Origin of the sequence: Pantoea sp. At-9b (assembly GCF_000175935.2) — a bacterium.
Lineage (GTDB): Bacteria > Pseudomonadota > Gammaproteobacteria > Enterobacterales > Enterobacteriaceae > Pantoea.
Map to the genome: position 1 here is coordinate 860897 of NC_014837.1, position 11168 is coordinate 872064.

11 protein-coding genes are annotated in these 11168 nt (G+C 54.4%); 5 read left to right on the forward strand and 6 right to left on the reverse strand.

Features of this window, described 5'->3' with window-relative positions:
• Window positions 1-28: 28 nt before the first annotated feature.
• On the reverse strand, window positions 29-1309 hold the full coding sequence (hemL, locus tag PAT9B_RS03760) for a glutamate-1-semialdehyde 2,1-aminomutase (protein WP_013507929.1): 1281 nt from the start codon (window positions 1307-1309) through the stop codon (window positions 29-31).
• A 221-nt stretch (window positions 1310-1530) separates the two neighbouring features.
• Between hemL and erpA the strand changes: the two genes are divergently transcribed.
• On the forward strand, window positions 1531-1878 hold the full coding sequence (erpA, locus tag PAT9B_RS03765) for an iron-sulfur cluster insertion protein ErpA (protein WP_013507930.1): 348 nt from the start codon (window positions 1531-1533) through the stop codon (window positions 1876-1878).
• 28 nt (window positions 1879-1906) lie between these two features.
• On the opposite strand, the gene PAT9B_RS03770 is transcribed toward erpA, so the two are convergent.
• The 3 genes from PAT9B_RS03770 to mtnN form a co-directional block, all read right to left on the reverse strand.
• Window positions 1907-2146, reverse strand: coding sequence for a hypothetical protein (locus tag PAT9B_RS03770; RefSeq protein WP_013507931.1), 240 nt, complete (start codon window positions 2144-2146; stop codon window positions 1907-1909).
• A gap of 107 nt (window positions 2147-2253) precedes the next feature.
• On the reverse strand, window positions 2254-3066 hold the full coding sequence (btuF, locus tag PAT9B_RS03775) for a vitamin B12 ABC transporter substrate-binding protein BtuF (RefSeq protein WP_013507932.1): 813 nt from the start codon (window positions 3064-3066) through the stop codon (window positions 2254-2256).
• On the reverse strand, window positions 3059-3757 hold the full coding sequence (mtnN, locus tag PAT9B_RS03780; protein ID WP_013507933.1) for a 5'-methylthioadenosine/S-adenosylhomocysteine nucleosidase: 699 nt from the start codon (window positions 3755-3757) through the stop codon (window positions 3059-3061). Before mtnN ends, btuF begins: the two co-directional genes overlap by 8 nt.
• A 99-nt stretch (window positions 3758-3856) precedes the next feature.
• Here mtnN and dgt point away from each other — a divergent pair, with 99 nt between their 5' ends.
• The 4 genes from dgt to PAT9B_RS03800 all read left to right on the forward strand — a co-directional run bounded on the left by dgt (window position 3857) and on the right by PAT9B_RS03800 (window position 9578).
• The gene (gene dgt, locus PAT9B_RS03785; protein WP_013507934.1) at window positions 3857-5350 is read left to right on the forward strand and encodes a dGTPase; all 1494 of its coding nucleotides are present in this window, start codon (window positions 3857-3859) and stop codon (window positions 5348-5350) included.
• 137 nt (window positions 5351-5487) lie between these two features.
• Complete coding sequence (gene degP, locus PAT9B_RS03790; RefSeq protein WP_013507935.1) at window positions 5488-6927, forward strand: serine endoprotease DegP; 1440 nt, start codon at window positions 5488-5490, stop codon at window positions 6925-6927.
• Between the two features lie 249 nt (window positions 6928-7176).
• Entirely contained in the window at window positions 7177-8334 is a 1158-nt protein-coding gene (locus tag PAT9B_RS03795; protein ID WP_013507936.1) for a CdaR family transcriptional regulator, read from the forward strand.
• Window positions 8334-9578, forward strand: a complete 1245-nt coding sequence (locus PAT9B_RS03800; RefSeq protein WP_013507937.1) for an alginate lyase family protein — start codon at window positions 8334-8336, stop codon at window positions 9576-9578. Before PAT9B_RS03795 ends, PAT9B_RS03800 begins: the two co-directional genes overlap by 1 nt.
• A gap of 27 nt (window positions 9579-9605) precedes the next feature.
• Here PAT9B_RS03800 and PAT9B_RS03805 read toward each other — a convergent pair whose 3' ends face one another.
• On the reverse strand, window positions 9606-9995 hold the full coding sequence (locus tag PAT9B_RS03805) for a DUF3461 family protein (protein ID WP_013507938.1): 390 nt from the start codon (window positions 9993-9995) through the stop codon (window positions 9606-9608).
• Between the two features lie 272 nt (window positions 9996-10267).
• On the reverse strand, window positions 10268-11092 hold the full coding sequence (dapD, locus tag PAT9B_RS03810) for a 2,3,4,5-tetrahydropyridine-2,6-dicarboxylate N-succinyltransferase (RefSeq protein WP_013507939.1): 825 nt from the start codon (window positions 11090-11092) through the stop codon (window positions 10268-10270).
• Between the last annotated feature and the right edge of the window lie 76 nt (window positions 11093-11168).

Genomic DNA, 11168 nt, shown 5'->3' on the forward strand with positions numbered 1-11168 from the left:
ACAGGGCACCTGGCGGTGCCCTGATGCATTACAGCTGCGCGAAACAGCGGCGTGCGGCATCGACAGTACGTTGAATATCGTCTTTGCTGTGTGCCAGCGACATAAAGCCCGCTTCGAAGGCAGAAGGGGCCAGATAGACGCCTTCCTGCAACATCAGATGGAAGAAACGCTTAAAGCGCTCGACATCGCACTTTGTCACGTCCTGATAGCAGGTCACGCTGTCAGCATCGGTGAAGAACAGGCCAAACATGCCGCCAACATGGTTAATCACTAACGGGATGTTTTCTGCTTTCGCTGCCGCCAGCAAACCTTCCGCCAGCAGTGTGGTCAGCTCGGTCAGCGTGGTATGCGTACCCGGCTGGGCAATCTGCGACAGACAGGCAAAACCGGCGGCCATGGCGATCGGGTTGCCAGACAGCGTACCAGCCTGATAAACCGGGCCGGTCGGGGCCAGCGCTTCCATCACGTCACGACGGCCACCAAATGCGCCAACCGGCATGCCGCCACCGATGATTTTGCCCAGGCACGTCAGATCCGGCGTCACCTCGTAGTACGCCTGAGCACCCCCGAGGGCGACACGGAAACCGGTCATCACTTCGTCGATAATCAGCAGCGCGCCAAACTCATCACACAAGGCACGCAGGCCGGGCAGGAAGTCTGGCTGTGGCGGAATGCAGTTCATGTTACCTGCAACGGGCTCGACGATGATGCAGGCAATATCCGCCGGATACTGTTCAAACGCGCTGCGCACCGAGGCCAGATCGTTATAAGTACAGGTCAGGGTATGTTTGGCGAAATCGGCCGGTACGCCCGGTGAATTTGGCTGGCCGAGGGTCAGGGCACCGGAACCGGCTTTCACCAGCAGGCAGTCGGCGTGGCCGTGGTAGCAGCCTTCAAATTTGATGATTTTGTCACGATGGGTAAAACCACGCGCCAGACGAATGGCGCTCATGGTGGCTTCAGTGCCGGAGTTAACCATGCGCACCATGTCCATGCTCGGCACCAGCTCGCAGACCAGCTGCGCCATTTTGACTTCCATCTCCGTCGGTGCACCGAAGCTCAGGCCGCGTGAAGCGGCTTCAATCACGGCGTTGCGGATGGTGGCGTTGTTATGGCCCAACACCATCGGACCCCATGAGCCGACATAATCGATATAGGCTTTGCCGTCGGCATCATACAGATAAGCACCATCGGCGCGTTCAATGAATAGCGGCACGCCGCCCACACCGGTAAAAGCACGTACCGGGGAGTTCACACCACCTGGGATCAGGCGTTGCGCTTCGGCATACAGGTTTTCTGACTTACTCATTCTTCGGCTCCCGCTGTGTCTTAAAAAAAACTTGCGCCATTCTACGGAAGATAACGCAGAGGTGAAAGGCAGCCGGGCGCTAAAGCAGTCTCATCGCTATACTTTAATCCATCACAGGCGGCACGCAGTGCGAAGGGCAACACTTGATTGCACTGTGCGGCTGGCAGATAATAGCGTGATTAAGGTCGTTTTCTGACCTGGACGTTTACCCGGAGTAAAAGATGAGTGACGATGTAGCAGCACTGCCTTTGCAATTCACCGATGCAGCAGCGAAAAAAGTGAAAAATCTGATCGCGGATGAAGAAAATCCGGAGCTGAAACTGCGTGTTTACATCACCGGTGGTGGCTGTAGCGGCTTCCAGTACGGTTTCACTTTCGACGATCAAATGAATGACGGCGACATGACCATTGAAAAACAGGGCGTGGCGTTGGTGGTAGACCCGATGAGCCTGCAATACCTGGTGGGTGGTTCGGTTGATTACACCGAAGGGCTGGAAGGCTCACGTTTCATCGTGACCAACCCGAATGCCAAAACAACCTGCGGCTGCGGTTCCTCCTTCAGTATCTGATTGCCCTGGCCGCCGTCCTGGCGGCCCGTTACCACTCTATCGTCACCAACTGCGACGTTTCATTACGCTGCAATGTGCTGTGCGTTACCCGTGGCTGGGCGCTGCTTTGGCGACCGCAATCAATGGCGGGTAAGGTTTGCGTATCGGGGCGTGAGATATCGCAGCGGGAGAAAATCGTCAACGAGACGGCAATAGAGCCGGTGGTGGAGGCCGCACCGATAGATGCAGCGAACACAAGCCCTATGGCCAGCAGTAAAGCTCTGGTCATGTTTAATTCCTGGTGTATTTTAAAATTGCGCTTTGCGCAAAAAGGGCACAGAGCATACGTGGCTGCCGTGCCTTGTTACTTGATTAACGACAATTTTTGCTGATTCTTTAATCAATTTTACGACTGTTTTTCGCCGGATGAAGCGCCGCGCAGAGCTGCTGAGCAGCCAGCATCAGGCGTGGTCCCGGGCGGCTTAACCAGTCATCATTGATGGCAATCACTGGCACCTGCAACTGCGGTTGCCAGAACTGCGCGATACTGGTGGCCTGCGTGGCCTTGCCGCCGATCACAATCGCTTGAGGATGCCGTGCCAGCACTTGTTCGCGGCTGACCTGCGGCCAGCTCACCGTGCTATCGGCAAAGATATTACGGCCACCGCACAGTTCAATCACTGCATTTTGCAGCGTCTGGCGTGATGCGGTAAACAACGGTTGTTGCCCAAACTGCAAAAATATCCGCACTGGCGGTTGCTGCTGATACTGCTGACGCAGCTGCATTTCTTGTGCACGTAACGCCTGAGCGGCTGCTTCTGCCTGTTGTGGGTGCGGACTCCAGCGTCGCAGATCCGCCAGCGCATCGATCATCTGATCAAGCGTTTGCGGATCGATCCACTCCACCTTAATCCCCAGCCGTTGCAGTTGTTCGACCTGGCGCTGCGGATTACCCCCTCGCCATGCCAGCACCACATCCGGTTTGAGCTGTACAATCCGTTCGATGCGGATGCCTTGCCAGTTGGCCACCTGCTCCAGCGACGTAGCACTGGCGGGGTAATCTGACCAGGCGCTGACCGCGACTGGCGTAATGCCAGCAGCAAACGCCAGCTCGGTCAGGTGTGGCGCTAAGGTGATGACGCGTGGTGCTGCGGCAAGCAGGCTACTGCAAAACAGCAGCAGCCCGGCCAGCCAGACCGATTTAACCACGAGTCAGTTGTGCCAGCAGGTTTTCGACCATCAGGGAAGACTGTTTCGCCGCGACGCTGAGGAACTCGTCGAAGCTGAGATGCGATTCTTGGTCGGCGACGTCAGAGATGGCGCGCACTACCACAAACGGCACCTTGAATTGGTGGCATACATGACCAATCGCGGTGGCTTCCATCTCTACAGCAATCGCCTGGGGGAAGGTGTTACGAATACGCGCCAGCGGCTCCGCACCATTAATAAAGGCATCACCGCTCACGACCAGACCACGTACTGCATTCAGATCCAGCTGTTTAATCACCTGCTCGGCCGCTGCGATCAGTTTGTCATCAGCAACGAACGCTGCCGGGCAACCGGCCATCTGGCCCGGTTCATAACCAAAGGCGGTGACATCCGCATCGTGGTAACGCACTTCGTCGGATACCACGATATCGCCCACTTTTAACGTTGGGGCCAGGCCACCGGCAGAACCGGTGTTGATCACCACATCTGGTTTGCACAGTTCCAGCAGCAAGGTGGTCCCGAGCGCCGCCGCGGTTTTACCAATGCCCGATTTCAGCAGGGCAACCTCAACACCGTTCAGCGTGCCAGTGTAAATTTCGCACCCGGCCAGCGTCAGCGTCTGACGGTTTTCAATTTTGTCACGCAGCAGGGTAACTTCCTGCTCCATCGCGCCAATAATGCCTGCTTTCATAAAAGAGTCTCGCTAATGTTGTAGATGTAAACCGCAAAAGTGAGGCATAGTCTATCATGGCTGTCAGGGGAAGAATTCACGAAAAAATAAGGGGTAATTATGGCGACGATCAATTTCAGGAAGAAGATCAGTTTTACCCGCCCTTATACCAGCCGCAAAGATCCTGAAGGGGAATACTATATTACCCGCCATTTTGAGAGCGATCGGGGCCGTATCATTAATTCTGCCGCGATCCGCCGTCTGCAACAAAAAACCCAGGTCTTCCCGCTGGAGCGCAATGCAGCAGTGCGTTCACGTCTGACCCATTCGCTCGAAGTGCAACAAACCGGGCGCTATATCGCGAAAGAAGTGCTGCAAACCCTGAAAACGCAGGGGGGCGGTCTGGCGAAATACGGTCTTGATGAGCTGGAAGGCGCTTTTGAAAGCCTGATCGAGATGGCTTGTCTGCTGCATGACGTCGGCAATCCGCCTTTTGGCCACTTCGGCGAAGCCGCCATCAATGACTGGTTTGATGATAATTTACCGGCTGAACTGGTGGATCCGCTGGTGGCCGGGGTCGAAAATGAGCTGCAGCGCGCCGATTTTGACCGGTTGAATGCAATGATTCGTCAGGATTTGTGCCACTTCGAAGGCAATGCCCAGGCGATTCGCATGGTCCATACCTTGTTACAACTGAACCTCAGTTACGCTCAGGTGGCCTGTATCTTAAAATATACTGCCCCGGCCTGGTGGCAGGGGGATAAACCGGCTGAGTTCAGCGTATTAATGAAAAAGCCGGGGTTTTATTTATCTGAAAGGGAATATGTCGCCGATCTTCGTGCAGCGACTGATATTCCTGAACACCATCGTTATCCGCTGACCTGGATAATGGAAGCCGCAGACGATATTTCTTATTGCATTGCCGATCTCGATGATGCGGTAGAGAAAGATATTTTTAATGTCGACACCTTGTACGATTATTTACTGAAAGCTTGGGGGCCGATAAAACCGGGTGATGCATTTAGCCGTACCATCGGTGAAGCATGGAAAGAAGCCTGCCAGAAAAAATGGCGTACCAAAGGCGATCAGTTTTTTATGGCACTGCGCGTTAACGTGCAAAACGTGTTAGTCAGCCATGCCGTGCGGCGCTTTATTGATAACTTACCGGCTATTTTTACCGGTGATTTTAATCATGCTTTGTTAGAGGACGACGGTGAAGAAGGGCGTTTGTTGACCTTATTTAAGACGGTCGCGCGTCAGCAGGTGTTTAATCACCCGGAAGTCGAACAACTGGAATTGCAAGGCTATCGCGTCATTAAAGGGTTACTGGAAATTTATCAGTCATTAATGCTGCTGGATTATGAGCAGTTTACCACCCTGATGAATGATGATTTCTTAGCCAAACACCCGATTGAAACCCGTTTATTTCATAAGCTATCCGGCAAACATCGCAAAGCGTATCAGCAGAAAATGCGGACTTTAGTTGTGGCGCATAAATATGAGCGCCTGCTGTGGGAACGCTATTATCGTTCACGTCTGATTCAGGACTATATCAGCGGGATGACGGATCTTTATGCCTGGGATGAGTACCGTCGTTTGATGGCGGTGGAATAAGAGAAGTTTTGTAAAGACGAAGAATAATTTTTTACTTTTACCCAAAACTTTATCAGGAACTTCGCGCTTACAATTTAATCTCATCATCAAGACCACAGCAATGGTCCGGACGTAAATCTTATATGAGACACAGATGAATGAAAAAAAGCACATTAATGTTAAGTGCACTGGCACTTAGTCTGGGTATGGCGTTAAGCCCGGTCAGTGTTTTCGCGGCGGAGACAGCATCATCCTCCAGCCAACAGCTGCCCAGCCTGGCACCGATGCTGGAAAAAGTGATGCCTTCCGTGGTGAGTATCAGCGTGGAAGGCAGTACCACGGTGAAGACGCCGCGCATGCCGCAGCAATTCCAGCAGTTCTTTGGTGACAACTCGCCGTTCTGCCAGGACGGTTCGCCGTTCCAAAGCTCACCGATGTGCCAGGGTGGCGGCGGAGATAACAGCGGCGGCGGTGATAATACCCAGCAGGAGAAATTCCGCGCGCTGGGTTCTGGCGTGGTGATTAACGCCGATAAAGGCTACGTGGTGACCAACAACCACGTGGTAGAGAATGCCACTAAAATTCAGGTGCAGCTGAGCGATGGCCGTCGTTATGACGCGAAAGTCATCGGTAAAGATCCGCAGTCGGATATTGCGTTGATCCAGCTGCAAGACGCGAAAAACCTGACGGCGATTAAGATTGCTGATTCAGACAACCTGCGGGTTGGCGACTACACCGTGGCGATTGGTAACCCCTATGGCCTCGGCGAAACCGTCACCTCAGGGATTGTTTCAGCGCTGGGCCGTAGTGGCCTGAACGTTGAAAACTATGAGAACTTTATCCAGACCGATGCCGCGATTAACCGTGGTAACTCGGGCGGTGCGTTGGTGAACCTCAACGGTGAGTTGATTGGTATCAACACCGCGATTCTGGCACCGGACGGTGGCAACATCGGTATTGGTTTCGCCATCCCTAGTAATATGGTGAAAAACCTCAGCGCGCAGATGGTCGAGTACGGCCAGGTGAAACGCGGTGAGCTGGGGATTATGGGGACTGAGCTGAACTCCGAGCTGGCGAAAGCGATGAAAGTCGATGCGCAGCGCGGTGCCTTCGTCAGCCAGGTGCTGCCAAATTCAGCCGCCGCGAAAGCCGGTATCAAAGCCGGTGATGTGGTGGTGTCGATGAATGGTAAACCGCTGACCAGCTTCGCGGCACTGCGTGCTGAAGTCGGTTCGCTGCCGGTGGGCACCAAGTTGCAACTGGGCCTGCTGCGTGACGGCAAACCTGTGAGCGTCACTGTGGAGTTGCAGCAAAGCACCCAGGAAAAAGTGCAGTCCGCCACCATCTACACCGGCATTGAAGGTGCAGACCTGAGCAATGTCGACAGCAATGGCCAGAAAGGCGTGCGTGTCGATAGCGTGAAAGCGGGCAGTGCTGCGGCACGCATCGGCCTGAAAAAAGGCGATGTGATCCTCGGTGTGAACCAGCAGGCGGTGGCGAATCTGGGCGAGTTACGCAAAATTCTCGACACCAAACCTTCGGTACTGGCGTTGAATGTGCAGCGCGGCGACAGCAGCCTGTACCTCCTGATGCAGTAATCTCTTGTAGCTAAGCCAAGGCGGACTTCGGTCCGCCTTTTTTATGCAGAAAACGTAGCGGCGCGATTTATCGCGCGGTTTATGAACCTGGTGCCAAAATTCACACGATAAATCGTGCCGCAACAAGCATCACAGATGTGACCTCCCCCGCAATTCCCGCAATCTCTGTCCGGCTATGTGCAGTTGCACAATGCCAGCTATGGAGTGGGCGCGTATTCTGTCCGCAGTTCCTTTTATCTGGAGTGATTAATGGCCACCTATCATCTTGATGCGCGACTGGCTCAGGACATTGTTGCCCGCACCATGCAAATTATTGACAGCAATGTCAACGTGATGGATGCCCGGGGGCGTATTATTGGCAGTGGCGACCGCGAGCGTATTGGCGAATTGCACGAAGGTGCGCTGCTGGTCCTGTCGCAGGGTAGGGTTGTGGACATCGATGAAGCGGTAGCTAAGCATCTGCATGGCGTAAGGCCCGGCATCAACCTGCCGCTGCGTATTGATGGTGAAATCGTTGGCGTTATTGGTTTGACCGGTCAACCGGTGGCGCTACGCCATTACGGTGAACTGGTGTGCATGACGGCAGAGATGATGCTGGAACAGGCACGCTTGCTGCATATGCTGGCCCAGGACAGCCGTCTGCGTGAGGAGCTGGTGCTGAATCTGGTGCGCAGTGAAACGTTGTCACCGGCGCTGAGCGAATGGTCGCAGCGGTTGGGGATCGATCTCAATCAACCGCGTGTGGTGGCGGTGGTGGAGGTGGACAGCGGGCAGCTGGGTGTCGATAGCGCCATGTCGGAATTGCAGCAGTTGCAAACGCTGCTGACCACGCCCGAGCGCGATAACCTGATTGCTATTGTCTCACTGACCGAAATGGTGGTACTGAAACCGGCCCTGAATGCCCACGGTCGTTATGATCAGGATGATCATCGTCGACGGGTTGAACAGCTACTGCATCGTATGAAGGAGAGCGGCCATTTACGCATGCGTATCGCCTTGGGTAACTATTTTACCGGCCCAGGCAGCATTGCGCGTTCTTACCGTACCGCCCGCACCACGATGATGGTCGGTAAGCAGCGCATGCCGGAACAACGCAGCTATTTTTATCAGGATCTGGTATTGCCGGTACTGCTCGATAGTTTACGCGGTGGCTGGCAGGCCAATGAGCTGGCCCGGCCGCTGGCGAAACTGAAAAATATGGACAGCAACGGCCTGCTGCGACGCACCTTGATCGCCTGGTTTAGTCATAACGTGCAACCGAGTGCGACGGCGCGCGCGTTGTTTATCCATCGCAATACGCTGGAGTATCGTCTGAATCGTATCTCTGAACTCACAGGGCTGAATTTGGGCAATTTCGACGACCGCCTGTTACTGTATGTGGCGTTGCAACTGGATGAGCAGGCTTGATGACACGCATCTGGGTCGTGGTCTTCGCGTTAGGGTTGTGCAGTGGTTGGAGCCAGGCGGCGGAGCTGGCCTTTCTCTCTCTGAGCGATCTACAACAGGTTAAACAACAGCTGGCGCAGCACCAGGCGGCAGCACCAACGCTGGCCGCGTGGCAACAATTGCAGCGTGAAGCGCAGCAGGCGTTGAAACATGCAGATCCCAGCGTCACCGATAAAGGGCTGATGCCGCCAAGCGGCTCGAAGCATGACTATCTCAGCCTGAGCGCCTATTGGTGGCCCGACGCTGCGCGACCCGCTGGTCTGCCGTGGCAACGGCGCGATGGTGTAGTGAATCCCGCCAGCAAAAATGATCAGAGCGATGGTGTGCGGCTGGCGCGTTTTACCGCCGATGTGCAGACATTGACCCTTGCCTGGTTCTTCTCGGGCGATCCGCGTTATGCCGCTAAAGCGCAGACGATGGTACGTCACTGGTTTATCGATCCAGTCAGCCGGATGAATCCCAACCTTAACTTTGCCCAAGGGGTGCCGGGCGTAGCCGAAGGACGACATACCGGGGTGCTCGACGGGCGCTATTTTGCCACCCGCGTGGTGGATGCCTTGCAGCTGCTGCGGCAGGCTCCGGGCTGGCACTCTGCCGATGAACAGGGCGTGCAGCGCTGGTTTCGCGACTATCTGCACTGGTTGCAGCATAGTCCGCTGGCATTGCAGGAAGCGGCCGCGCCCAATAACCATGGCAGTTGGTATTGTACCCAGGTGGCGGGCATCGCCTGGTATCTGGGGGACGATGCCACGGTAAAAGCGATGGTGCGGCTGGCGCGCAGCAAGATTGACCAACAAATCCGCGCGGATGGCACACAGCCTTACGAGCTGGCGCGTACCCGATCTTTTCATTACAGCTTTTTCAATTTACAGGCGCTGACCGGACTGGCACAGCTGGCGCAAAAAAGTGATAACGGCGATCTCTGGCATTACCAGAACGCGCAGGGGGGATCATTACTCCGTGCGCTGGCAGCCATGGCACCTTACAGCGATCCGGCCAAACGCTGGCCGTGGAAAAATCGCGATCGCGTCAGTCAGAGGATCGTGCCATTGTTGTCGTTGGCGGATAACAGTTTGCAGCAGACACGTTGGCAGGCGCGGATTGACGCAACAGCCTGGACGCCATTAAGCGGTGCAATAAGGCAGGCACAGCGCGATACCTGGTTGCTTGCGTTGCCTTACGCGCAGAAAAAAGGCCAGCAGTAGCTGGCCTTAGCAAAGCGGGAGGAAAAATTAACGACCGCTGCGAGTCAGTTTGTCGAGGTCGGATTCGATCTCAGCAATCTTATTCGACACCACGTTTTCCAGGTGACGCAGATCAGCAAGGATTTTGCGTTTCAGATCGACTTCAACCTGATCACGCTGACAAATCTGATCCAGCTCATCAATCACATAACGCAGGTTAGGGCTGATTTCCTGAACTTCTTTATAACCCTGGCTGCTATCGGCAACCACGGTTTTGCGCTGACGTGGGTATTTGAACTTCACGCTTTTCGCGAAGAACTCACCTTTATCTTTGCGGAAGTAGATCTTCAGGATGTCGTTGTTGGCTTCCTGACGCAGGCTGTAGCGGTCAATGTCTTCAGGGGTGCTGATACCTAAGCTTTTCAGGTTGTCGTACATAGCTTTATATTCCATCAAAAGTGGGTGAGCGCGCAGGACTATCATCATTCGGGATGCGGCTAAATGCAGCAACCAGCTTCAACAACTGTAGACAAAAATCGGGATGAATATTGCGCGGCCTGAGTTAACTGGCGCGGATTATGACCTGTTTGAAAAATAAACGCACTTGTTAATTCGCGGTGAGAAACAGGTTGTTTGATGGGCAGTGTAAAGAAAAAATTACGGGCCTGAATACAGACCCGTCGGATTAGTTAATTTAAGGCAAATTCGCCTTAGTCGATAGTGCGCAGCAGTTCGTTGATACCGACTTTGCCACGGGTTTTCGCATCAACTTTCTTCACGATAACCGCGCAGTACAGGCTGTAGCTGCCGTCTTTAGAAGGCAGGTTGCCAGAAACCACCACGGAGCCAGCCGGTACGCGACCATAATGTACTTCACCGGTTTCGCGGTCATAGATTTTGGTGCTCTGGCCGATGTAGACGCCCATGGAGATCACCGAACCTTCTTCTACGATCACGCCTTCAACGATTTCTGAGCGAGCACCGATAAAGCAGTTGTCTTCGATGATGGTCGGGTTAGCCTGCAACGGCTCCAGAACACCGCCGATGCCGACGCCGCCAGACAGGTGAACGTTTTTACCGATCTGCGCGCAGGAACCCACGGTTGCCCAGGTATCAACCATTGAACCTTCGTCAACGTAAGCACCGATGTTCACGTAAGAAGGCATCAGTACGGTGTTGCGGGCGATAAACGCGCCCTGACGCACGGCTGCCGGAGGCACAACACGGAAGCCTTCTTTTTTGAAACGCGCTTCGTCCCAGTTGGCGAATTTCATCGGGACTTTGTCGTAGAAACGGGTTTCTGCGCCTTCCATCACCTGATTGTCATTGATGCGGAACGACAGCAGCACTGCTTTCTTCAGCCACTGATGCGTTACCCACTCACCGTTGATCTTTTCAGACACGCGCAGTTCACCGCTGTCCAGCAGACCGATGACCTGGTTGATGGCTTCACGAGTGACGCTGTCCACGCTGGTTGGCGTGATATCGGCGCGGCGCTCAAAGGCAGATTCAATAACGCTCTGTAACTGTTGCATGATGATTTCCTGAGTCTGTCATACGGGTGCCAGCGTCACGCTGGCACAGAAAAAAAGGATAATAAATCGATTGCGG

Bases quoted from the DNA above. Each gene is read 5' to 3' on its own strand.
- hemL (WP_013507929.1), bottom strand. From the start codon at position 1,309: ATGAGTAAGTCAGAAAACCTGTATGCCGAAGCGCAACGCCTGATCCCA.
- erpA (WP_013507930.1), top strand. From the start codon at position 1,531: ATGAGTGACGATGTAGCAGCACTGCCTTTGCAATTCACCGATGCAGCA.
- PAT9B_RS03770 (WP_013507931.1), bottom strand. From the start codon at position 2,146: ATGACCAGAGCTTTACTGCTGGCCATAGGGCTTGTGTTCGCTGCATCT.
- mtnN (WP_013507933.1), bottom strand. From the start codon at position 3,757: ATGAAAGCAGGCATTATTGGCGCGATGGAGCAGGAAGTTACCCTGCTG.
- dgt (WP_013507934.1), top strand. From the start codon at position 3,857: ATGGCGACGATCAATTTCAGGAAGAAGATCAGTTTTACCCGCCCTTAT.
- degP (WP_013507935.1), top strand. From the start codon at position 5,488: ATGAAAAAAAGCACATTAATGTTAAGTGCACTGGCACTTAGTCTGGGT.
- PAT9B_RS03795 (WP_013507936.1), top strand. From the start codon at position 7,177: ATGGCCACCTATCATCTTGATGCGCGACTGGCTCAGGACATTGTTGCC.
- PAT9B_RS03800 (WP_013507937.1), top strand. From the start codon at position 8,334: ATGACACGCATCTGGGTCGTGGTCTTCGCGTTAGGGTTGTGCAGTGGT.
- PAT9B_RS03805 (WP_013507938.1), bottom strand. From the start codon at position 9,995: ATGTACGACAACCTGAAAAGCTTAGGTATCAGCACCCCTGAAGACATT.
- dapD (WP_013507939.1), bottom strand. From the start codon at position 11,092: ATGCAACAGTTACAGAGCGTTATTGAATCTGCCTTTGAGCGCCGCGCC.